Source organism: Halorubrum tropicale, from assembly GCF_001280455.1.
In the GTDB taxonomy this organism is placed as follows: Archaea; Halobacteriota; Halobacteria; order Halobacteriales; family Haloferacaceae; genus Halorubrum; species Halorubrum tropicale.
In genome coordinates this window covers 90,145-111,372 of record NZ_LIST01000008.1, presented here as the reverse complement: position 1 = coordinate 111,372, position 21,228 = coordinate 90,145, and the positions used below count along the sequence as shown (strand labels likewise).

21 protein-coding genes and 3 pseudogenes are annotated in these 21,228 nt (G+C 57.2%); 15 read left to right on the top strand and 9 right to left on the bottom strand.

Annotation, left to right across the window (positions count from 1 at the left end):
• Window positions 1-4 precede the first annotated feature (4 nt).
• Window positions 5-274, bottom strand: coding sequence for an AbrB/MazE/SpoVT family DNA-binding domain-containing protein (locus AMR74_RS17820; RefSeq protein ID WP_077152393.1), 270 nt, complete (start codon window positions 272-274; stop codon window positions 5-7).
• Window positions 275-1,476: 1,202 nt separating this feature from the next.
• On the opposite strand from AMR74_RS17820, the gene AMR74_RS15650 reads away from it, so the two are divergent.
• Window positions 1,477-1,758 carry a helix-turn-helix transcriptional regulator gene (locus tag AMR74_RS15650; RefSeq protein ID WP_053772982.1) on the top strand — a complete coding sequence of 94 codons (282 nt, stop codon included), beginning with the start codon at window positions 1,477-1,479 and terminating at the stop codon, window positions 1,756-1,758.
• A 178-nt stretch (window positions 1,759-1,936) separates the two neighbouring features.
• Here the strand turns inward: AMR74_RS15650 and AMR74_RS19255 are convergent, their stop codons facing one another.
• A complete protein-coding gene (locus AMR74_RS19255) occupies window positions 1,937-2,104 on the bottom strand; it encodes a hypothetical protein (protein WP_167551931.1) in 168 nt (55 codons plus the stop codon).
• A gap of 127 nt (window positions 2,105-2,231) precedes the next feature.
• Here AMR74_RS19255 and AMR74_RS15645 point away from each other — a divergent pair, with 127 nt between their 5' ends.
• The 7 genes from AMR74_RS15645 (at window position 2,232) to AMR74_RS19970 (ending at window position 5,162) form a co-directional block, all read left to right on the top strand.
• The gene (locus AMR74_RS15645) at window positions 2,232-2,528 is read left to right on the top strand and encodes a toxin-antitoxin system TumE family protein (protein WP_053772981.1); all 297 of its coding nucleotides are present in this window, start codon (window positions 2,232-2,234) and stop codon (window positions 2,526-2,528) included.
• Between the two features lie 69 nt (window positions 2,529-2,597).
• Window positions 2,598-2,993 carry an HVO_A0114 family putative DNA-binding protein gene (locus AMR74_RS15640; protein WP_053772980.1) on the top strand — a complete coding sequence of 132 codons (396 nt, stop codon included), beginning with the start codon at window positions 2,598-2,600 and terminating at the stop codon, window positions 2,991-2,993.
• A 17-nt stretch (window positions 2,994-3,010) separates the two neighbouring features.
• The gene (locus AMR74_RS15635; RefSeq protein WP_053772979.1) at window positions 3,011-3,430 is read left to right on the top strand and encodes a hypothetical protein; all 420 of its coding nucleotides are present in this window, start codon (window positions 3,011-3,013) and stop codon (window positions 3,428-3,430) included.
• A 23-nt stretch (window positions 3,431-3,453) separates the two neighbouring features.
• On the top strand, window positions 3,454-3,675 hold the full coding sequence (locus AMR74_RS15630) for a hypothetical protein (protein WP_053772978.1): 222 nt from the start codon (window positions 3,454-3,456) through the stop codon (window positions 3,673-3,675).
• Between the two features lie 576 nt (window positions 3,676-4,251).
• On the top strand, window positions 4,252-4,866 hold the full coding sequence (locus tag AMR74_RS19445) for a 2-oxo acid dehydrogenase subunit E2 (protein WP_205625977.1): 615 nt from the start codon (window positions 4,252-4,254) through the stop codon (window positions 4,864-4,866).
• Window positions 4,867-4,887: 21 nt separating this feature from the next.
• Window positions 4,888-5,055, top strand: coding sequence for a hypothetical protein (locus AMR74_RS19975; RefSeq protein ID WP_205625976.1), 168 nt, complete (start codon window positions 4,888-4,890; stop codon window positions 5,053-5,055).
• Entirely contained in the window at window positions 5,052-5,162 is a 111-nt protein-coding gene (locus tag AMR74_RS19970) for a 2-oxo acid dehydrogenase subunit E2 (protein ID WP_205625975.1), read from the top strand. Before AMR74_RS19975 ends, AMR74_RS19970 begins: the two co-directional genes overlap by 4 nt.
• 52 nt (window positions 5,163-5,214) lie before the next feature.
• Here AMR74_RS19970 and AMR74_RS15620 read toward each other — a convergent pair whose 3' ends face one another.
• On the bottom strand, window positions 5,215-6,645 hold the full coding sequence (locus AMR74_RS15620) for an alpha/beta hydrolase (RefSeq protein WP_053772977.1): 1,431 nt from the start codon (window positions 6,643-6,645) through the stop codon (window positions 5,215-5,217).
• A 229-nt stretch (window positions 6,646-6,874) separates the two neighbouring features.
• Here AMR74_RS15620 and AMR74_RS15615 point away from each other — a divergent pair, with 229 nt between their 5' ends.
• The gene (locus AMR74_RS15615; RefSeq protein WP_053772976.1) at window positions 6,875-7,471 is read left to right on the top strand and encodes a TetR/AcrR family transcriptional regulator; all 597 of its coding nucleotides are present in this window, start codon (window positions 6,875-6,877) and stop codon (window positions 7,469-7,471) included.
• Window positions 7,472-7,529: 58 nt separating this feature from the next.
• On the opposite strand, the gene AMR74_RS15610 is transcribed toward AMR74_RS15615, so the two are convergent.
• Complete coding sequence (locus AMR74_RS15610; protein WP_053772975.1) at window positions 7,530-7,994, bottom strand: CPBP family intramembrane glutamic endopeptidase; 465 nt, start codon at window positions 7,992-7,994, stop codon at window positions 7,530-7,532.
• Between the two features lie 16 nt (window positions 7,995-8,010).
• Between AMR74_RS15610 and AMR74_RS15605 the strand changes: the two genes are divergently transcribed.
• Together AMR74_RS15605 and AMR74_RS18240 are read left to right on the top strand one after the other, a co-directional pair.
• Window positions 8,011-8,673: a hypothetical protein gene (locus AMR74_RS15605; RefSeq protein ID WP_053772974.1), complete on the top strand. Its 663-nt coding sequence runs from the start codon at window positions 8,011-8,013 to the stop codon at window positions 8,671-8,673.
• Window positions 8,674-8,786: 113 nt separating this feature from the next.
• A pseudogene (locus tag AMR74_RS18240) lies at window positions 8,787-9,238 on the top strand (IS5/IS1182 family transposase); the annotation flags it as partial.
• Window positions 9,239-9,283: 45 nt separating this feature from the next.
• Here the strand turns inward: AMR74_RS18240 and AMR74_RS15600 are convergent.
• Together AMR74_RS15600 and AMR74_RS19685 are read right to left on the bottom strand one after the other, a co-directional pair.
• Window positions 9,284-10,168 (bottom strand): annotated as a pseudogene (locus tag AMR74_RS15600) (IS1595 family transposase).
• 489 nt (window positions 10,169-10,657) lie between these two features.
• A pseudogene (locus AMR74_RS19685) lies at window positions 10,658-10,798 on the bottom strand (hypothetical protein); the annotation flags it as partial.
• 371 nt (window positions 10,799-11,169) lie between these two features.
• On the opposite strand from AMR74_RS19685, the gene AMR74_RS17800 reads away from it, so the two are divergent.
• The gene (locus AMR74_RS17800; RefSeq protein WP_240471206.1) at window positions 11,170-11,970 is read left to right on the top strand and encodes a UbiA family prenyltransferase; all 801 of its coding nucleotides are present in this window, start codon (window positions 11,170-11,172) and stop codon (window positions 11,968-11,970) included.
• A gap of 86 nt (window positions 11,971-12,056) precedes the next feature.
• The gene (locus tag AMR74_RS17795) at window positions 12,057-13,736 is read left to right on the top strand and encodes a histidine kinase N-terminal 7TM domain-containing protein (protein ID WP_321163990.1); all 1,680 of its coding nucleotides are present in this window, start codon (window positions 12,057-12,059) and stop codon (window positions 13,734-13,736) included.
• A 180-nt stretch (window positions 13,737-13,916) separates the two neighbouring features.
• On the opposite strand, the gene AMR74_RS15585 is transcribed toward AMR74_RS17795, so the two are convergent.
• Window positions 13,917-14,609: a TetR/AcrR family transcriptional regulator gene (locus tag AMR74_RS15585; protein ID WP_053772971.1), complete on the bottom strand. Its 693-nt coding sequence runs from the start codon at window positions 14,607-14,609 to the stop codon at window positions 13,917-13,919.
• A gap of 202 nt (window positions 14,610-14,811) precedes the next feature.
• Between AMR74_RS15585 and AMR74_RS15580 the strand changes: the two genes are divergently transcribed.
• Window positions 14,812-16,443: a COG1361 S-layer family protein gene (locus AMR74_RS15580; RefSeq protein WP_394348196.1), complete on the top strand. Its 1,632-nt coding sequence runs from the start codon at window positions 14,812-14,814 to the stop codon at window positions 16,441-16,443.
• A gap of 3 nt (window positions 16,444-16,446) precedes the next feature.
• Window positions 16,447-18,918 (top strand): efflux RND transporter permease subunit, encoded by a 2,472-nt coding sequence (locus tag AMR74_RS15575; protein ID WP_053772970.1) that lies wholly within the window; start codon window positions 16,447-16,449, stop codon window positions 18,916-18,918.
• A gap of 866 nt (window positions 18,919-19,784) precedes the next feature.
• Here the strand turns inward: AMR74_RS15575 and AMR74_RS15570 are convergent.
• Complete coding sequence (locus AMR74_RS15570) at window positions 19,785-20,372, bottom strand: hypothetical protein (RefSeq protein ID WP_449272055.1); 588 nt, start codon at window positions 20,370-20,372, stop codon at window positions 19,785-19,787.
• 62 nt (window positions 20,373-20,434) lie between these two features.
• The gene (locus tag AMR74_RS15565; protein WP_053772968.1) at window positions 20,435-21,136 is read right to left on the bottom strand and encodes a hypothetical protein; all 702 of its coding nucleotides are present in this window, start codon (window positions 21,134-21,136) and stop codon (window positions 20,435-20,437) included.
• Window positions 21,137-21,228 lie beyond the last annotated feature (92 nt).

Sequence of the window (21,228 nt, the reverse complement as noted above, 5' to 3'; positions counted from 1 at the left end):
GAACTCACTCGCTCCAGCCGGGTGCGTCACCGAGATGCCCGGTTGCTCCTGCGGATGCTTCTTCCATTTCTTCAGCCAACTCACGAGACCGCTCGGCTCTCTTTCGATATCCTTCAGCAAGCCGTTCTTCATCTGTCGGCGGTTTGAGTATGATCTCGTCGTTCACTTCGACGAATTTAATTTCGTCACCGCCTTTGATGCCACGACGGTCTCGCAGTTCCTTCGGAATCGTCACCTGCCCCCGTTCTCCGACTTTCCGTTTGTGTTCGGGCATATACACTCATACTTTTTTCATACTGATATAGATGTCGGTGGCATGGTCATTCACTTCGCAGGCAAGTTCTGACAGCTGAATCAGTACCAATTCCGAGAAATAAACACTGTAACAAGAATTCTATGACACCCTCGAATAGACTGTAACACGTATTAGTACCTGTAACAACTATTAGAGCCTGTAACAGTAAATCTGTAACGACAGCTGTGCCGATCACATCGAAGGCCTACCCAGAGGGACAGCTCACAACCTTCCGAAACATCAATACAATCTGCCTCTCACGTCTTCTATGGGTGGTAGCTCCACCCCATAGGGACGGCATGGTACCGAGGGTCCCATCCTCCTCGGTGCTTCTGAGCGTATCTGTGAGCCGAACTCGTCCTATTTTCGTTGTGACGCTTGCGGCCTCCTCACGCCGGAGGCCGGCCTGTCTGCCGAGCCGAAAAGAGACCCTCTTTGTTGGGGACTGCGCCTCACCAATTAGAGCTCCCACCTCGGCGTTCACGTCGGTCTGGTTGAGCCAGACACGCTTCGTGCCTTCGCGCTCGGGATGATAGTCGAGGCGAATAGTAGCTTCTACTTCTTAAACCTACAACAGATCATGTAGAACCGGGATGGCAAGGGGCGATTTAGGTCCGGACCGGGACGTATCGGAAGGGGAAACAGGGAATCTAACACATCCAGAGACAAAGAACCAGATAGTCAATCAGAGTAGTATTCCACGATCATGCTCCCAGACGATCTCCCAGTTGATCGCCAGAAGTTGCTGACGTGGGAAACACAGTGCTGGCAGTGTGGCGAGCAAACGCCTGTGGTCTGGCCACGAGGAGATCATCTTGATACGCCTCTCGGAGATATACTAGCGAATTACGAAACCCCTGTTGAACGGGTCTACAGCAATACACTCGGCAAGAAAGTCTGGGGGAACGTCTGTCTGTACTGTGATTCTTACCAAGGAAATCATTTCATCCAGCAAGAGGCACTTGAGATTGACCCTCCGCTGGTAGACTGTCCACATTGTGGGGATGAACACGAATGGAGTCCGGACCAAGGGATGGGCGGGGCATTCGGACAGGGGTGGGTCTCATGTCCAGAATATGGTGAAATACCGGTTGGTGACCCACGGGGAGAGTGATGAATCTCTTAGCTCCATACAGGACCAGATCTGTAGTGTTCCAAAACTCGAATGAGTAAATTGCGACATGTACGATCTCACTGGCTTTCAGCGCGATCTGCTGTACGTAGTTGCCGGACTTGATGACCCCCACGGACTCGCGATCAAAGACAAGCTCGAGGACTACTACGAAAAAGAGATTCATCATGGCCGGCTCTATCCAAATCTCGATACGCTCGTTGAGAAGGGACTCATCGAGAAGAGCCAGCGTGACCGACGGACCAACGAGTACAGCACTACTCGTCGGGGCACCAGAGAGATTGAAGCGCGGGCTGAATGGGAAGCCAACTATATTGATCACGACGGCTGATCGAGCCGCTGCGTTCGAGGACTGTTTGGCTCTAGTATTTCACGCTCTTCTCGTGTGAACTCCACGTAGCGTATCTAGACACCGTAGAAGGAATCTTTCACCTTAATACTAAGATTAAGATTAATCTTAATTCCTGCCTTCTCAAAATCCGAACTATACTTGGGACTCGACCAAACACCTAGCCGAGAAGAATCATCCACTGTTTTTCACTGGAGTGCCCAAAGATGGTATCGAGAACCTGTTCGAGAAGGGCGTCAGCGGGGCAGTAGCTCAGACAGGCAACGGACAGCTCTCCCAGGTCTCTGTCGATGACGACTTCGACAGCGAGTAGTACCGCATCAGCCACATCTGGGTGTAGCCTCACAGCTGACAGAGCGATCGCTCGGTTGCGTTCATGGGTGCTATCCGTTCCTTGGCCTTGTTAGGGTTTATCCTAACACTTATCGGAGCAGGGTGCGTCGGCACATGTGTGGATGAGTGATGATGTCACCGTACTCGAAGACGAGATTGAAGCCTACGCCGACGGCACCGTTGCGCGGGTACGCGTGCTTTCGGTCCCGACCTCTGATCGGTTCGATGACGGGATCAAGTACGCCTACCACTACGGCGAAGCCGGCGCAGACGATCCGATCATCCGGTTCGACAACCACCACGGCGTCCACGAACTCCACCTCGGCAGTGAGACCTTCGAGATCGACTACCCTGGCCTTGCGGAGATCTTCCGCGCCTGGCGGGCGGCGCTCCCAGAAGAGAAGCGCGACGACTGGTAGCCCGTTCAACTACGGTGACTGACGTACAGACCCGCAACTAATTCCGACCCACAACCCCACACCCCACCCATGACCCAGACACTCCATGTTCAGATTAAGTCCGCCGACCGTAGCGACCTCGAAGAGCGCCTCGAAGCGATCGACGCTGGCGAGGACGTCGATCCCAGCGAGCCGACGCTGTCGATCGAGAACCTCGAAACGTTCGGTCGCGTCTTCCGCTCGACCAACCTCGAGCTCTTGGAGGCGATCGTCGAACACGAGCCGGGGAGCATCCGCGAGCTCGCGCGCCTTGTTGACCGGAACCCGCCAGAGGTTCTCGAGAACGTGAACGAGCTAGCTGACTACGGCCTCGTTGAACTCGAAGAGGATGGCCGGGCGAAGCGGCCGGTCGTGTGGTACGACGAAATCGACGCCGACATCCCGCTCACGACCGGGTCGGGACAGGGCCGGAAGGCGAACGCCTGACTCAGCGAGGATACACGATGGGCGACGACGTCGATCCCGAGGATCAGCGCCCCGATGGCCACTACCACGTCGATCGGGACGCAGACTGGTGCTACGTCGACGACGACCTCGCGGGGACGATCGCCCTCGGGCCAGCGACCGACGGCGAGCCCGGTGACGACTGGGTGCTTACGCTCTCGGCCGCGATGTCGGACGGCGATCCTGAGCCGGCCAAGCGCGTCGCCGTCCGCCTCACGCCCTGGACGCTCCACGAGCTCTACATCGAGGCGCGAAATCTCTCTCCCGATGCCCGACAGGCAGGCCACACCGCCGAGTGTGGCCTCTGTGGTGAGCAGGTTCCGCTCGACAGGGCATGGCCGGATAACCGGAAGCGACCGTGTCACCTGGACTGCTACGCCGACGCGCTCGGTGCGCCGCCCTGGTACGATGGACAGTAGTGGGTGTCGCTAGGGCGTCAAAGATGAGCGAGAGCAAGCTTCTCATCGCCGCTGGTGCGACTGTGCTCTGGGCCATCTTCGGGGTGCTCTTGTTTGAGGTGACGAGTTTGGTGTCGGCCTTTGAGCTCGCAGTTTCTGGCCCGATCTTCGACCTCACATCGTTACTTGATGCATGGCTACTGGCTGGGGTTATCCTCGGTGTCGTCGACGTCGCCCTCCTCTGGGACATGGCCACTGGGTGGTGACCACAAAACAGCGACGCGCCCTGATACTCAGCTCGCAGCTGCTCCTCCCGGAGAAACCACCGGCCTATCCCTAAGATTAATCTTAAGATTAATTCTCTTAGGATCGAAGCGGCCCCAGATGGTAGTTGAGACTGACCATCTCAATGCATACGGTTTCGACCTCTTCGTGGCTGAGCCGGGTGGTCGCCAGCGGAGCAGCTGCTATCAGACAGATGGCTGCTCGAGACACCTATTCAAGCAGCCCCAATAGACTCATCGCCAAGAAGCCGCTGAGCGATTATAGACGCGAGAATGGAACTCACGATCCTGGTCACGGTTATCAACAGGAACAGTCGCCCCACAGAACGGCCATCTTTGTCTCCGTTCTCAGCGTTTGGGATGTCTTGACGGTCAGTATCGAGTGTCTTGGTGTGCTGATTGTTCTCGCCGAATAAGGGGCATCGAAAAGCAGTTCGAACACTATACGAGACCTCCCTCAACGAGTCCTTCGGGGATGGAGAACGGTATCTATGGGTCGACTCGAGCGCCCAACGGTGGCGAGCTATTCTCCACGGGTATAGGTTGTAATCCCAGGTGATGACAGCAATACTCGTGGTCATTGGTCCTGTCCCCGGACAGGGACGGTTGCCAAACGCCGCGTTCGGAGCGGCGGCAGATGACGTCAAGAGGTATGCCGTCCGCCGACGAACAAAGAACATGAGCGACAGCGGAGACCGGATCGATCCGTTCCCTACCCGCCGACAGGGGACGGTCGATTACATGCGAACCGCGGGTCGACGAAGCAACGTCCACGGGCTCATCGAGGTCGACGTGACCGAGGCGCGCCGGCGTATCGCGGCCATCGGGTCGGAGACTGGTGAGCTGCTCTCGTTCACCGCGTTTCTCGTCGCCTGTCTCGCCAGCGCGATCGACGACCATCCACACGTCAACGCGTATCGGGATTGGCGCGGTCGTGTCCACGTGTTCGAGGGCGTCGACGTGAACGTCCTCGTCGAGACGACTATCAGGGGCGAACAGATGGGAGTCTCCCACGTCATCAGGAAAGCAAACGAACGTTCGGTCCGCTCGATCCACGACGAGATCCGGGCGGCACAGGAGGCGCCGGACCTGACGGACCTCTCACGGTGGGCCGAACTGGCGTTTCGGCTTCCCGGGTTCGTTCGCCGCCTGGTGTGGCAACTCCCACAGTGATTCCCCAGGCGCTGGACGGACGTGGCTGGGACCGTGGCCGTCACCTCCGTCGGGATGTTCGGTGAAGGGGGCGGGTGGGCGGTCAGTCCGACGAACTACACGCTCCAGTTGACCGTCGGTGGAATTAGCGAGAAACCGATGGTCGTCGACGGCGCGGTCGCGACCCGAAGGTTCTCGATCTCACGGTGACGTTCGATCACGACGTCGTCGATGGGGCACCAGCCGCCCGGTTCGTCCAGCGGCTGCGGGAACTCGTGGAGAGTGCTCACGGGGTGGAATGGCCGCAGGACCAGTGATGGCCAAGTGTCTTGACCCCCAGCCACGGCGGGCGGTGCGACACAGCGCGTCTCAGAGACGCGCCGTGGCGTCCAGTCCCGCGCTCTGTCGCGGTGCATCCAGGAGGGTCGTCAACAGGTGCTGGAACTGCTGGGTCCGCATCACCCGCAATAGGACACCGAAGTGGCCACAGTCCCACTCGGTGAAATTCGACGTCGGGACACCCCACTCCTCGAAGACCCTCTTTGTCGGCTGATAGTGGGTCATCTCGTCCCGCAGCCCACCGACTGGGTAGATACGCTGGGGGTCGATCCCAGCAGAATCCGGCGCGCGCAGCAGGTGGCCGAGGTTATCCATCGTCTCAGCGGTCCAGCCCGCAGCTTGGAGCGCATCGGTCACACCGAGGATCTCGGTGAGAGAACTGTCGAACAGGAGGTCGTCGACTCGTGCCGACGCCGCCACCGGGACGGCGAAGTCCGGTCGACATTCCGTCGGCCACGTGTCGGCGTGTGACGCGACGAGCGTCGTGACGATGCCACCGAGACTGATCCCGCCGACGCCGACCGTCGGCGCGCCACATGACCGCGCCCACTCGGTTAGCACGGCGATCTCCGTCGCCTGTGTCGCGTACAGTTCGACCGCGCTTTCGGGCATCCGTGCGAGGTACGGTTCGCCCGTGTACGACCCGGGGATTTCGCGCCGCCCGTGCCACGGCGGGATGGGGAGCACGATCCGGTAGCCTCTCGGGGCGAGCGACCGGCCCACATACTCCTCTTCCGTCCAGTACTCGATGGCATCGCAGGCCATCGCGAGCCCAGTGCCGAACACGAGTGTCGGCAGCGACTGGTCCGTCAGTGTCTCGAACGGTTCGTATACCCGCGCGTAGGCGGTGTCGTCGACGTATTGTGACGGTGACGGAAAGCGGACCAGATACTCACGTGTTCCTGGCCCGCGCATCGTGCGCGACGTTTCGATGTCGGGGTGGTTCTCGGGCGGTCCGTACACGTCTTCGGCCGAGCGAGATCCCCAGCGGTCGGTCGCAGCCGATGGGTCCGGAACGTCGAAGTCGACGATCTCGACCAGGCCGTTTTTCGTGAGGAATTTGAACGTTTTCTGGGGCGACACCCACCGAGTACCTGCCTCGCGTCGCTCCTTTTCCAGGCGTGTCCGTTCGTCGAGTGTCGACTCGCTATCGCCCCAGAACAGATCGTCCCACTCCGCAGCGACCCGCTTGTACTCGGACCTGGCGTCGGCGTGGCTGGTGAGCGCATCCCCGATTTTCTCCGCAAACGAGTCGTCAACCGGTCCAGTCACGCCGAGCTCGTCGAGGAATGTATCAATGTCAGTCCCGGCGAGATCGGCAGCGGCACGCGCTCGGAGCACGCGAAATTCGGTGTCCACTGCGCTGGTCTTGAATCGCTCGAACAACCGTGAGTGAAACAGTCGCCCCAGCGGCGACGTGAGTACCTTGTGTACGAGCGGCGTCTCGAGGCGTTCCTCCATACTGAACTCTGTACCAACAAACTATATGAATCTAATTATGGTTTGATTCATATGGTTCAGTGAGTTTTAATTCGGAATATTTCGCCGTATCCCAGCTATTCGGATAAGAAATTACTGCTCCAACTGAACAGAGGTCCAGTGTGTTCATAATGGGGTGGCGTCTACAGACCCAGTACGAAGTCTGCCGGGACTCGCGATCTCGGCGATCGTCAACTTGCCCGGAACCACTATGCCACGCTTCACACCAGCAGAAAAAGAGCGGATTCGAGAACGTCTACTCGATAGTGGGTACGACCGCTTCCTCGCTGACGGGCTGGAGGACACGGCGATTGCGGACCTGACTGCCGATGCCGGGATCGCCACCGGGACTTTCTACTCGTTTTTCGACTCGAAGGCCGATCTCTTGGCGGCAGTCCTTCGACGGGAAGCAGCACGCGTACACGACGACTTGGAAGCAATACTCGATGCACACGAGGACGATCCGGAGACCGCCGTACGCCGGTTTCTCGAGCGGGCGAGTGTTGCGATCGTGGAGAATCCGCTGTTCCGTCGCACGGTGGCACGGTCGGACCGTGAGCGGGTCCATGCTGCGCTGTCAGCGGAGGAACTCAAGGACACCCATGACCGGAAGCTCTCGCTGCTCGTGCCCTACATCGAAGCGTGGCAGGACCGGGACCTCGTCGTGGATGGTGACCCGGAGACGATCGGTATGACGGTTCTCTACGCTGCCTATCTTCCCCTCCACCGGGCCGAGTTCGGCGCGGAGCAGTATCCACGCGTCCGGGATCTCCTCTTCGAGTGGATCGCCACCAGCGTCACCACGTGACTTCGACTACACCGCCTTCGAGCGAGGGAGTGTGTAGCTCATATCCTCGGCGAATCGACTACCCGAGGAGCCCGTGGGGGATGCTCGGGACGAGGAGTCGCCCCCGACGCTTTCGGAGCCATCCGTAAACGAGGCCGGCGGCGAACAGGTACCACGCACTGAACGGATAGTAGCCGACGTGGGCGGCGGAGAACGCGCCGGCCAGGAGGACGACCGCGCTCCACTCACCGTAGCGGTCTGCCAGTTCGGTCTGAAGGAACCCACGGAACAGCGTCTCCTCCTGGAAGGACTCTACTGCGAACCCGAACGCGAGCAGGAGGAACCAGTCGGGAACGGTCCCGCTCGGCGGGCCGCCCTCGACGATGAGGTGTGCGCCCTGGGGAAGCAGGTCCCAGAGCAGAGCCAGGCCGAGGTACGCGGTGATACCGAGCGTCATCGCCCGTGAGCGGATGGCTGTCGCCACGGAGATACCGACGGCGATGCCGACGAACACGACGCCGAGGCTAACAGTCAACCCGAGCACCGCCGGTCGATGCAACGTGGCCGTCGAAACCCCGTTCGGGGCGTTCGAGACAGCGTATCTGCCCTGGCAGTGGCTGGGCCCCGAGTATCCGACGCTCGTGTATCACCACGGCAGTGGGGAGCGTCCGTTCGACGTCGGGCGGTTCAGCACGAACTCCTTCCGGCGACTGTTCCTCGGGCTGGAGGAGGCGCTGCCGGTCAATCTCGTTGCCGTCAGGGCCCCGTTTCACGACGGACCGAGTCGAGAGTACGCCAGAGCGATGGGCGATCTGGAGAACTTCGTCGGGATGCTCGCTGCCTCGACCGGCCTGCTCGAAGCGCTCACGGAACGTATCACCGACCGAGCCGACGGGCCGGTCGTCCTGTCGGGGACCAGCCTCGGTGGCTGGGTGGTCAACCTCCATCGGGCTTGCTTCGGATCCGCCGACCGATATGTCCCGTTGTTCGCCGGCGCTGCGCTCGGCGAGATGTTCGTCTCCTCGGTCTACCGGTACATGACTGCCGACGCTGCCCTGCGACAGCCGTCACGTCTTTGCGACGTGTTGGACTTCGAGGACGCCTTTCGAGCGGTCGAGGCTGATAACTCCGCGCCGCTGCTCGGCCGGTACGACCGGATCATCGAGTACGACCGCCAGCGCCTGAGCTACAACGGTATGTCGCTCGCGGTTCTGGATCGGTGACACGTCACCGGCTCCCTCGCTGCAGCGCCCCTCCGGCAGCAGGTCCTTGGAGCCGTCCCGAAAGCGAACGACGGTTCGGATACTCCGAGTACGGACGGGGAGACTGGGGTGATCGATCAGCGACAAAGTTCTCGAACCAGCGGTACACACTTCATCAACACGTTGTTCTCCTCTGTTTAAAAGTGCGGAAGAATACGACGTCCGGACGCTTCTTGACGAACTTATCGAGATGCCCCGGATTCAAAGCGTCATCAAGCTTGAGGAACTTCCCCTCTCCTTCGACATTGTGTAAGGCGTTTAATCGACTCAATATGGCTGTTTGGCGGGTTCTACTCAATCTCTCGGTTTTCAGATTTCGCCGTCTCTCATCAAGCGAAACACCGGAGAAGTAGCGGTTCTTCTTGATGATAAAGGATACGACGATCAGAAAGTTCGTGCGTTAGCCCGTGAAACTGGTGTTCGCCCGCTCATCAAACACCGCGAGTTCTCGTTACTCCACAAAGCGTGGAACGCTCGACTGAACATCAACCTCTACGGTCAGCGCAGTCAGAAAGAGACGGTAAACCTCTCGCATTAAACGGAAACGCTCATGCGTAGCACATTGTTGATTTCAGAGCGTCGCTCGGACAGCGTGTTTGAGTGCGTCTCGCCCCGTTTTTCGGTATATTTTTCGCCGAAGCTGGAACGCTCTGAGATACTGTGTCAGCTTGTCCTTCGAGATACCTCGGTGAGGCGAGAGCCACCGTCGCGTCAGCGACGCGTGGCTCTCGCAGGTGTTGACGTGGACCTCGTTATCGGCGTATTCGCCGTCCCCGTGGACGACGTATTCGCGGTCGAACGCGTCGTCTTCTTCGAGCGGTTCGTACGCTCGAAAGCCGTCGGTATAGACGGTCAACGACTCCTGCTGGCCGATCGGCCAGCAGGAGTCGAATCGTCGATTCGTCTGCGGCTTTCGCTGGGATCACGTACCGCTGTCCGGTGCCGCGGTCGGCGATAATAAACACGGGTGGCTTGTCGCCGCTATATGAACCACGCCCGCGAGCGGACAGGCCACGCGAGCGCGACTCCCGGTCGCGCTCGCGGCCTTTCTTCTCGGCAGAGACGTACACTTCGTCGATTTCGACCGGGCCAACGAGATCGAGGGAAGGCGCATCGAGCGCTCTGGCGAAGCGCTCGATGCGCCGCTGCATGTCTTGTGAGTCACATCAATCTCGTACTGTAGTTGGCGGGGACTCGTGTTAAACCGGCGAAACGCGTAGATCGAAAACAACCACCGGCGGAGTGTAAACTTCGAGTGAGCGAATATCCTGCCCGTCTTGTCGTTGAACGTGCGGTCGCAATTCTTACAGAGATACCGTTGAAACTCTCTGTAGCTGCCGTTTCTGACCGTCCGGTCAGAACGGCAGCGAGGACAGGTAACACCGTCACGCCAGCGAACCTGCGCCAACAGGTCCGCTGCGACCGATTCCGACCCAAACACATCGAGCGGAATCATCCGTGTCGGGCACCGCTGACGCGGTGCCCTTGTCCTCTTCGACTCCACAGCTACCGCTCAGCAGTATCCACAATCTCCTACGCAAGAGCGTTCTAGTATTATCACTTTGCAATAGAGGGTACGGTCAGGTCGGAACGGAGCGATTCCGAACGGTCTTCGGAGGCGGTCTACCCGCCACTAATGAGACAGTATCCGAAACACCAACATGGTGAACACGAATCCTAGAAGGGTTCGTCACTGTGGCTGTTGGTCGAGCAAGTCTTAAAGGTAACTCCGAGTCCGCCGAAGTATCAACGACTCCCTGCTGGCAAAAACAACAGGGGGGAGTCAACGACATCAAGGATAGGAGTAACGGCGGTTTGGCACCGCCAGTCAACCGCTGACCACGATGGCTGGGTTAAATGGGTTCCCGTTAAGTGGCAGAGTCATGGTTGTAAACCTGAAACTCCTAACGCTCGGGATTCCTTCGCGTTCACGCGGAGGAGGATGTCAATGGCTGTGCTGAATCGCTGTAAGGCGGAGAGATTCACTAGTTGACGGAGCGCTTGATGTTCCCTGTTCGGCAAGAAGCGCCGCACGACCTTGTGCGACGTTGATCGGGCTACGCAAGTCGTGGGAGATCACGCTCGCAAACTCGTCGAGCTGGTCGTTCTGTTGCTGTAATCATCCAACCAGTTCATACTGATTTCTCCTAAGGGATACGAACCGCAATCACGATATATCAACAAAATAGATAGTTGAGGGCCCCGCAAACAGACTGTTGATCTGCTGAAGGGTCTCTATCTATCTTTATTGTCAGTTGGAAGTAATTTATAGCGGACACCCAGGGAAGCAACAGCGTGTTTTCTTGCGGTGTCCCTAACAGAATGTCAAAGAAAAAACTAGAACGGACGAGTTCCGGCAGAGAAACTACCGGAACCGGTAGCAGTTTTCGTCTATCAGTCGAACTGTGGCATCGTATCCGAAAAGCCTGTATTTATCTCCAACTTGATATTGTGGGCATGGGGATCGCGGGAACACTCGTCACGATGGTGATCTTGTCGCTTGAGCCATCCCTGGCACCCATCGTCGTTGGACTGGTTGCTTACGGTGTTTACGTCGGTGACAGAATCAGCGATGTGCGATATGACCCACAAGCGACATCTGAGCGAAGTGCGTTCATCGGGCGACACAGGCGTCTGCTTTCGATTACGTCTGCTGGAGCATACGGACTTGCAATTACTCTCTCAGCGCTTGGTGGTCCACTCGCACTTGCGGTCACCCTCGTTCCAGGTGTGACTTGGATCTTGTACGTAGTGGATTTGTCTGAACGATCGCTTGTGCCACTCGAGCGCCTGAAGGCTATCTTTGTGCTTAACTCTACGCTTGTGGCACTAGCGTGGGCGACAGCAATGGTGTTCCTGCCAATTGTGTTTGCTGACGCCGTAATCACGCCGCTTGCCATCGTGTTGGTGATTTACTTCTTCGCAGACATTTTTGTCAACACTGAAATTCCGAACGTCCGTGACATCGAAGATGACGCACAGAATAATGTCTCAACGTTTCCGACTGTCGTCGGCGTCAAACGGACACGCCATCTATTGTATATCATCAACATGCTCTCAATTCTCGTCGTCGTTGGAGCGTTTCTTAGCGGATTCCTCCCAGCACTTTTCGCGGTGGTCCTTCTTGCTGGACGAGTGTTGGCGGTTTTCCTTAACAGTCGAATTGGGCGTAGTGATGACTACCGTCGCCTAGAGTTGCTCGGTGAGATGAACTACGTGTTCGTGGCGTGCGGACTGTTCATCGCTATCTCCGGGTAATCCACGGCGCTCTCTTTTTTTATTGAAGGCACGTAGTTTAATTTCTTAGACATAAAGTTAGTATACATTGGTGTCCTTGTAATACTGTGTCGAATACTATTTTTCTGCTGTTTGTGCTACACATTTCTGTCGTTCTTGGCTCAGCTTCGGCCATCTTAGCGTGGAGAGAGGGACAAACTCCGGGGGCAAGACCTCTCGTACTCCTGCTTGCCGGACAGGTATTCTGGTCGCTCATGCTCGTCTTTCGACTCCGAGCACCTGCCATAGAGGCGAAGCTATTCTGGATGCACATGATGTGGATCGGTGTCGTTGCAATCCCACTCGGGTGGATACTGTTTGCGTTATCATACACCGGTCGCGATCGTTTTTTGAACTGGAGATATGTATCGACATTCGCAGTCGTCCCGGTGGTGACCGTGATTTTGGCCATTCTCGGGCCGGCTCAAGATCTCCTCCAGATCAGTATCGCGCAAACACAAAATCTCAGCGTCGTCCAGAACAACAACGGTGGCATCTGGTATTGGATCGTCGCCGCTTATACGTATTTACTGGGTAGCGTGGGCACTGCTCTGTTGATCGGGTTGGCTCTGGACCAGATGACTGCGTTTCGGAATCAGGCATGTACACTGATTGGAGCATTGTTTATCCCTTGGGTGATAAACTTCTGTTACCTCGCAGGTGTTCTCAAAACCCCTATCGACCCGACACCAATCGCATTTTCAGTTTCTGGCGTCATTTACCTGATCTCTATTCGGCGGTACAGTTTGCTGCGAACGAACCCGGCACCGAACAACAGTGCCCAAGGACTCGTATTCGATGGTGCCCAAGAGGGCATAGTTGTTCTTGATTTCAATGATAACGTCATTAACGTCAACGAACCGGCGCTAAGGATGCTCAATGTGCAAAGAGATGAACTGCTCGGGTCATCTGCGGCAGAGACGATCCCAAAGTATGAGGCGTTCCCAGATTCCGGGTCGTTTGAAGACTTTCTAACGATACAAACCAAGTCTGGCAAGAGGGATTTCAAGGTCAAAACCGTCGAGATTACTACACAGCGAGGGCAGGTCACTGGGAGCATGGTGACGTTACAGGACGTGACTGAGTTCTTACGCCAAGAACAGCGCCTGCAGGTTCTCAATCGCGTGCTTCGTCACAACATCAAGACAGAAACAAACCTAATACTTGGGTACAGCGAGAGCCTACCAGCGGAAGCAGCAGATCGGGTAAAACAAAGCGCCCTACAAATCGATGAGTTGGGACAGAAGGGTCGCGAGGCGATCCGGCTTTTCAGCCGTGCTCGAGAGAAACCTGAACTCAGGTCGATGCAGACAATCCTTGAAGAGCGACTGAGAGAGGTGAGATCACGCTTTCCGGACGTTACATTTGAGCTACAGTGTCCTGATCAGAACGTAGCTGTCGATGTTCTCGTTAGTCCGGTGCTTTCGAACGCTATCGAAAACGCTGCCGAACACAACAACAGTGACAGCCCACATGTTGAGATTGTTGCCAGCGTAGGTGAGCAGATAGAGATCGAAATCCGCGATAACGGGCCGGGGATACCCGAGTACGAACGATCCGTACTTTCTGAAGGAACGGAATCTGTGCTTCACCATGGGAGTGGGCTCGGACTGTGGATTATCAAATGGGGAACCGACCTCCTCGGCGGTCGTGTACAGTTTAGCGAAAGGGAAGTGGCCGGAGCTGTCGTCAGTATATCACTCCCACAAAAGGAACCGTCAGCGAACCAGAACGGAAACGTGGGATGAGACTGTCTTCCTTCCCATGATTCGGTAGTCCCACACAGACGTATTAAATAAACGGGTACCTGACAGATTTACTTAGTAACCTAACACACCCTGAAATGTGTGGCATTCAGCGTGAATTTCCTCTTTAAATGCTGAGAGCGGTAGGCGAATGCTCACCGTTCACTAACCTGAATTTCTGAATCAAACAGTAGAAGACATCGATTCATCTGCGAACAATCCAGTGATAACCGTGTCGATCAGTGCCTCCTCAACCTCATCATAGGTCTCGTTCAGGACAATAGGTGTGTTCTGTGCTTGCGTGACGAACAGCAGCGACCGTAGGAGTCCTCGTATGATATCCGGATCGTCTATCCGGACATCATCGTGCGCAACCCATGCTTCCGGCTGCGGTAACACGCGGAAATCTGCTTCGGCAGCTGTGTCGGGTTTGTTGTCGCTATAGTCTTCACTAGTGGTGCCCGTGTCATTGTCGCCTCCTGTACTGGTGGCATCATCGTAGTTTGTTCCATCCAACTGCTCATCGATCCGTCGTATCTCACCCTCCACAAACAGCCTCCGAATAAGAGGGTTCGTTCGGACTTGGTTAAGCGTCGTCCGCAGGATCATTTCAGCTTCCGCCTGTGGTGTCTCCACCTCACCGACGACTGTTTTGAGTTCTTCAAATAACTGATCGCGCTCAGAGACCAGCACAACAAGATACAGTTGCTCTTTCGAGTCAAAAAACTGGTAGAACGTACTAGTACCGATTCCCACCTCTTCCGTAATATCACTCACACGCGTTCGATCGAAACCGAACTGCGCGAAAAGTTTGTGGCCCGCTTCAGTCAACTCTTTGCGGATACGCTCGCGATCTTCATCGGTAAAGCGCGCCATTATTGCTTCCTCGTGTCAGCTGCGACAGCTTCGTTTTTTCGTTCCATACCGGGACATGAGATTCCAAGAACAAAATGTTTATTGGTTCTCGGGTGAAGTGGTGAGTGTGCAACGATCTTGCCACTTCTCGCCGAGTAGTCCCACAGCGGAATTCCCTCGATCCCGGTGTACAAACACCACGACTATCGAGGTGCGGTAGCGCATGCGGACTCGCCCCCTATCCGTTGTGCTTGTGAGTGTGCTTCTCCTCACTAGTGGTCTCGGCATCGGTGCTGTCGGCGCCGAGCTAACCGGCTCCGACGCCGCGTCCAGTGTCGGAGTTGGAGCGCCCGCACAGGCCTCGAACATCGGTGGGTCTCCTGACCTTGACGTGTTCGCGCCGAACCCGAACCTCGTCCCCGGCCGGACGAATCAGATCTCCCTTCAGATCGCCAACGACGGAGACCTTCGGTTCGGGAACGCTGCGAACAGCGATCTTGTCACTACGGCGCGCAACGTCCGCGCCGAGGTTGAAGCGAGTGGTCCACTATCTGTTGAGTCGGGTGAGACATCGATCGGTAGCGTGACAACAAGCGCCCCCGGTGAACTACCGGTGAGTCTGAACGTACCGCAGGGCGTCGAGCCCGGAACATACTCGCTGGATCTAGATCTCACCTACGGCTACATCTCTTCGGGCGAGAGCCGGACCGTGACCGTCTCCCGCGACGTTGAAGTCCGTGTGCGCGACGACGCCCGGTTCCAAGTCGTTGACATCGACAGCGACGCCCAGATCGGTGACAGCGGCACCGTTGAGGCGACGATCGAGAATGTCGGCGCGGAGACGGCGCATAATGCTGACGTGACTTTCGGGACGCAAAGTAGCAGCGTCACAGTAAGCGACGGCCAGTCCAACACTGTTCGGATCGAGGAGATCGAACCCGGCGAGACGACATCTGTCGCATACGATGTGGGCGTCGCGTCCGATCTACCCGTCCAGCAATACACGCTTGCCGGTTCCGTGCAGTTCGAAGACCCCGACGGGATCACCCGCACCGACGATGGGCTCTCGCTCGGGATCCTCCCGCTTGCCGAACAGGAGTTCGCACTTGCTGACGTGGAGTCACAGCTTCGTGTTGCCGAGGACGGCGAACTGGTCGGCACCGTTCGCAACGACGGTCCTGTTCCGGCCCGTAGCGTTGTTGTTCAGTACGCTGGCGATTCCCAGAGCGTGATCCCGGCAGAGCGGTCGACTGCTGTAGGGACGCTTGATTCCGGCGAATCCGCGAATTTCTCCCTGCCTATCGCAATCGGTGGTGAGGCTGAGGCCGGCTTACGCTCGCTCGACATGGCTGTGCAGTACCGCAACGAGGAGGGCGAGACGCGAGCGTTCGAGGAACTTGTCGTCGACGCCGAAGTCGCTCCCGAACGTGACCGCTTCGACGTTGCGGTCGAGAACCGCACTATCCAGTCAGACGGGACTCGTACCATCGATGTCACCGTAACGAATAATCTCAACGAGACTGCCAGCGACGTCGAGGCACGGTTGTTCGCCGACGATCCGCTCGATACAGGTGATACCGACACGGGGTATGTTCAATCACTTGAGCCCGGGGAACCCACCACGATGACCTTCGAGTTGACCACGACGGGCTCTGCAACGCCAGGTAGCACGTACCCAATCTCGCTTGACTTCCGGTACGATGACGCGGACGGAGACAGCCAGCTGACAGACACCTACCGTGTCCCGATAGACGTGACCGAGAGTGAGGGCGGTGGACTACCGCTGCCGGTTATCATCGTCGCACTCCTGGTCGTCGGGACGGGGGCGCTTGTCGTCTACCGGAGGCGGCAGTAACCGATGTCTCTCGGCGAGCGGATCGAGGCGTGGACACGGCGAGTTAACGACGCCATCGTCGACAGCCCGCGCCGAGTCATCATCATATTCCTCGTTCTCACGTTGGTGTTTACCGGCGGGATAGGCCTTGTCAGCACGGACACTGAGGCCACCGATTCGTTCACCGATGGTCTCGAGGAACAGCAGGCACTTGACGCGGTTAACGAAGAATTCGAAGATCCATTCGAATCCGATGATGAGTCCACACAACTCATCCACTCGGGAAGTAACGTTTTGACAAAAGAGGCGTTACTCAGAGAACTCCGGGTCTTAGAGGAGGTCGAGTCGCGAGACGACCTCCGGGTAGCCTCGGCCAACGGCCCGGCCACGGTCGTCGCACAGACAATCGACCCGTCGGCGACCACGGCAGCCGAACAGCGGCGCGTCTTGGAGTCGACGAGTGCGACCCGAGTCAGACAGGTCGTTCGCAGCCTCTCAGAAAATCCGCGGTTTACGGGGACGGTTGCGACAGATTTCAATCCGACGAGCGTGAGCGCAAGCGCGTCGATTACGATCATCTCACACGACGTGCCGGGAGGGTTCTCCGATGGGGACCTCCAAGAGGTTCAAACGACGATCCGATCGATTGCAGCTGATCAGCCCGGGGATCTCACGGCGTTCGGCAGCGGCGTGACGAACGCCGAGACGGCCAACGTCATCGGTGACTCGCTCACCATCGTGATGCCTGTCGTTGTGCTGTTGCTGCTGTTGTTCCTGGTCGTCGCCTACCGCGATCCGATCGACCTCGCGCTCGGGCTGCTGTCGCTTCTGATGACCATCATCTGGACGTTTGGGTTCCTTGGGTTCTCTGGAATTCCATTTAACCAACAGATGATTACCGTTCCCGTGCTGTTGCTTGCGGTCGGGGTCGACTTCGGGATCCACATCATCAACCGCTATCGCGAGGAGGTCGTCGACGGCTATGAGGCGACAGAGGCGATGCGCGAGGCGAATAACCAGCTAATGATCGCGTTCATCATTGTCACTGTAACCACTGTGTTCGGATTCGGGGCGAACGTGATCTCTGACCTCACGCCGATCCGAAACATGGGAATCGCCTCGGCGGTCGGGATCACCTTCACCTTCCTGATCTTCGGGCTGTTCCTGCCGGCAGCAAAACTGGTCGTCGACAGGCTGCGAGAGCAGTACGGAGTCCCGGAGTTCAACTCGGCCCCGATCTCCTCCGAGGACTCGACGCTTGGGAAGTTCCTGACGTTTCCGGCACAGGTTAGCCGGTACGCGCCAATCGCGTTCGTGGTCGTGCTGCTCGTGACAGGGGGGATGGCCGCGGCGTACGGCAGCGGCGTCGACACCTCTTTCGAGACCGAGGACTTCCTTCCCCCGGAGGAGCAACCGGACTATGTGACCAGCCTCCCTGAGCCGTTCGCACCGAGTGAGTACACTGTCACTGAGACGTTGAACCTGCTTGAAGACCGCTTCTCAACTAACCAAGATCAAACAGTAAAGTTGTACGTCCAAGGGAACTTCGAAGAGGGCCATGCGCTTGAGGCTCTCGCGGACCCGAACGACGATGCATCAGGCTCACTTGCAGTCGGTGATGGTGGGAGCGCCCAGCCAACCAGTATTGTGACTGTAATTCAATCGCATGCCGAACGAAATCCGGAGTTCGCCAAACTGGTCGCCCGCAACGATATCGACGGAAACGGAATACCCGACCAAAATCTCGACCGTATCTACGACGTGCTGTTCGCATCGTCGTCCGGCGATCGGGCTGAGCAGTACCTCACGCCGGATCGACGGAGTGCGCAGGTCGATTACGCGATCGACTCCGGGGCCTCGCAGGGTGAGGCCGCGGCCGACACTCGGGAGTTCGCTGAAGAGTTCCGGTACGAGACGACCGCCACCGGTCAGATCGTCGTTTTCGACGCAGTGACTGATATCATTTTCAATTCTTCGATTCAGGGACTAATCATCGCGATGGGGTTAACAGGATTGTTCCTCGTTATTGCCTACGCCGTATTGGAGAGCAAGCCGCTCCTCGGAATAGCGAATCTCTTCCCGATCTTAATCGCAATCGCATTCCTACTTGGGACAATGCGATACCTCGGGATATCACTCAACGCGCTGACTGGAACAATTCTATCGATTTCAATTGGGCTCGGAATTGCGTACTCAGTACACGCCACACATCGGTTCATCGACGAGTACAACGCCGGCGCCGACGCTTATGAGTCGATGATTATCACGCTCTCGGGGACGGGCGGCGCCCTGCTCGGGAGCATGCTCACCACTTCGCTCGGGACGGGTGCGCTCGCGCTCGCCATCACACCCGTGCTTGGGGACTTCGGCCTCTTGATGGCGGTGAGCGTGATCTATTCTTTCGTGTTTACCGTGATAGCGCTCCCCCCAGCAGTGTTGTTGTGGGAACGCTACCAAGGCGTATGGAGTGGGATTAATCTGTCAGTCTCAGGCTGACATCCCAGAAATATTTTCTACCCCCGTCTCAGAGGTAGGAAGAATACGGGGAACCGGACACCTCTTGACGAATTTATCGAGAACAGAGGAGAACATCTGTGTCTCTGTGAGATGAATCCAGCTATTCCGTTGAATCCACAGAACGCATCGGGCTGACATCCTCCTGCGCCTGAAGACCCAGGAATCCTGAGCGTTGGGAGTTTCAGGTTCGCAACCATGACTCCAGTTTCTTCTTCGGGAACCGTTTAACCCATCACGAAACGGCGGCTGACTGGCGGTGCCAAACCGCCGTTACTCTTATCCTCGGCATCGTTAACTCCCATCTGTTGTTTTTGCCAGCAGGGACTCAACGTCGCTTCGACGGACTTGGAGTTACCTTTGAACTTGCTCGACCAACAGGCACGAGGCGAACGTGTCCGCGTTCGTGTTCACCGTGTTGGTGTTCCGGATACTGTCTCATTAGTGGCGGGTAGACCGCCTCCGAAGACCGTTCGGAATCGCTTCGTGCCGATCTGACCTTACCCTCTGCTACGAAACAACACAAGTTGAAACTACGGATTTTGGAAACTCAGGACTGTCATCGAACAGTGGACTGTGTAGAGTTTTGTCGGATTCATCCTACGGCTAAAGCCGCAGGTATTCTCCTTGATTCTGTATAAGGTCCTCCTGTGCTCGGTTCAGGACCGCTGCCGAGAGAATTCGGAGATGGAATCTTGGCAGAGAGCGAGAAGATCGAGATCACTAGGTGGATAGATCCAATTCATCGACGACGAAGGTCGAAATAAACGCGCCTTCAGTTAAATTCACCTACTAGTGGCAATACGAGCTCAAAACGGTGAAGCCTCGATACTTTTCTCCGAGGTAGTTCACGAACCCTCGTCTAACGCCCCGTAGAGCCCTTTTTCGATCCGCGCCGCGACTCCAGTGAGGTGCGCCTGTCCGAACGTCGCCACGATCAGTGCCCCTACAGAGTTGTACATCTGGTCGAGAACCGTGTCATCGAGCCCATGCTGAGCGAGCGGCATCTTGATACCGGTCTCGGCGGCGACGATGTCAAGCGCGAACTCAAACAGCTCCCAGACGACTCCGAATGCGAGCACCACCACAAAGATGAACACGAACGCGAAGCGCGCTGGGATCTCGACTTGGTCGCTGTGGAGGTCAATCGCTCGCAGCGTGGTGTATCCTGCGCCGGCGACCAGCGACGCCGAGAGAGCGTGCGTGAGGTGATCCCACCACGGGATCAGCGCATAGAACCATGCCGATCCAAGCGTGTGGAGGAACACCGCTGACGTAATCCACACGCCAAGCCATGGGTTGGGAGGAATGTTGTAGTTGCGTTCAAGCAGCGCCGGAATGAACGTGACGAACAGGCCAATCCCACCATTGGTGATCGCCTTCGGCTGGCCGAACAGCACGCCGTATCCGACGATAGTAACTAAGAGAACCTGCATCACCCTCGTGAGCCGCCGATGTGTCCGAGGGGACGAGCGAGCGCGGAGGGCGCCTCGAACACTCATCGGCGCACCACCCATCCTATCGCTCGGTGGAGGTATGCTTCGCGCCGCCGGAAGTACGCGTCGAAGAGGACTCCGGAGACGAGCCCAGCCAGCGTCACGTAGAGCCACTCGATCATCAGCGCCTTGTTTGTCGTCAACAAGTTGGTACCGAGCATCCGATCGGCGTTCCACCGTAGGACCGTCAACACTGCCGCTGTCGCCAGCGTCGTCATCACGACGAAGACGACAGCGAACCAGTGTGTCACGCGCAGCGTGGTGAACATGTGAAGTTCTACAGTGATGATCAGCGCGAACGCGGCGAGCGCGAGATACGCTGCGAAAGTTCCCACTTCTCCCCCAAAGAGCGCTCGCACCAGAACTGGCAACAGCGCCAGCCCAAGTACCTCCCATGGGAGCATCACTTTCGCGTTTCGAGCCGAGATTGCCGGTGCGAGCACAACAACGATCATAGCGGCGACGATAACCATTGGGAGGAGGTCAAAGTCGAACAGGCTCTCGACGAACACTCCTGCGAGTACTGTCACCATCGCCCACGCAACTAACGCGTTCGTCCGTCCGCTACGGAGAAACTGCCCCAGACGGCCCTCAATAGCGCCTTCTTCTAGAACGTCAGGTTCGGAGTTATCTGGAGCGCCTCCACCGACCTCAACCCCAGAGTTTCCATCCCTGGCGTCCGAAGCGGATTCGTCAGAATCCATACTCATACTCGGTTCGGTCCTCACATATGAATTGTCTTTGTAGCACGCCAGACATACGTACCATTGTTTGCTACTTCTATTTTTCAGACGTG

Coding starts and splice junctions, on each gene's coding strand:
- AMR74_RS17820 (WP_077152393.1), bottom strand. CDS start 274: ATGCCCGAACACAAACGGAAAGTCGGAGAACGGGGGCAGGTGACGATT.
- AMR74_RS19445 (WP_205625977.1), top strand. CDS start 4,252: ATGACAGCAATACTCGTGGTCATTGGTCCTGTCCCCGGACAGGGACGG.
- AMR74_RS15630 (WP_053772978.1), top strand. CDS start 3,454: ATGAGCGAGAGCAAGCTTCTCATCGCCGCTGGTGCGACTGTGCTCTGG.
- AMR74_RS15575 (WP_053772970.1), top strand. CDS start 16,447: ATGTCTCTCGGCGAGCGGATCGAGGCGTGGACACGGCGAGTTAACGAC.
- AMR74_RS17800 (WP_240471206.1), top strand. CDS start 11,170: ATGGGGATCGCGGGAACACTCGTCACGATGGTGATCTTGTCGCTTGAG.
- AMR74_RS15635 (WP_053772979.1), top strand. CDS start 3,011: ATGGGCGACGACGTCGATCCCGAGGATCAGCGCCCCGATGGCCACTAC.
- AMR74_RS15580 (WP_394348196.1), top strand. CDS start 14,812: ATGCGGACTCGCCCCCTATCCGTTGTGCTTGTGAGTGTGCTTCTCCTC.
- AMR74_RS15565 (WP_053772968.1), bottom strand. CDS start 21,136: ATGGATTCTGACGAATCCGCTTCGGACGCCAGGGATGGAAACTCTGGG.
- AMR74_RS15620 (WP_053772977.1), bottom strand. CDS start 6,645: ATGGAGGAACGCCTCGAGACGCCGCTCGTACACAAGGTACTCACGTCG.
- AMR74_RS15640 (WP_053772980.1), top strand. CDS start 2,598: ATGACCCAGACACTCCATGTTCAGATTAAGTCCGCCGACCGTAGCGAC.
- AMR74_RS15615 (WP_053772976.1), top strand. CDS start 6,875: ATGCCACGCTTCACACCAGCAGAAAAAGAGCGGATTCGAGAACGTCTA.
- AMR74_RS15585 (WP_053772971.1), bottom strand. CDS start 14,609: ATGGCGCGCTTTACCGATGAAGATCGCGAGCGTATCCGCAAAGAGTTG.
- AMR74_RS15645 (WP_053772981.1), top strand. CDS start 2,232: ATGAGTGATGATGTCACCGTACTCGAAGACGAGATTGAAGCCTACGCC.
- AMR74_RS15570 (WP_449272055.1), bottom strand. CDS start 20,372: ATGCAGGTTCTCTTAGTTACTATCGTCGGATACGGCGTGCTGTTCGGC.
- AMR74_RS15650 (WP_053772982.1), top strand. CDS start 1,477: ATGTACGATCTCACTGGCTTTCAGCGCGATCTGCTGTACGTAGTTGCC.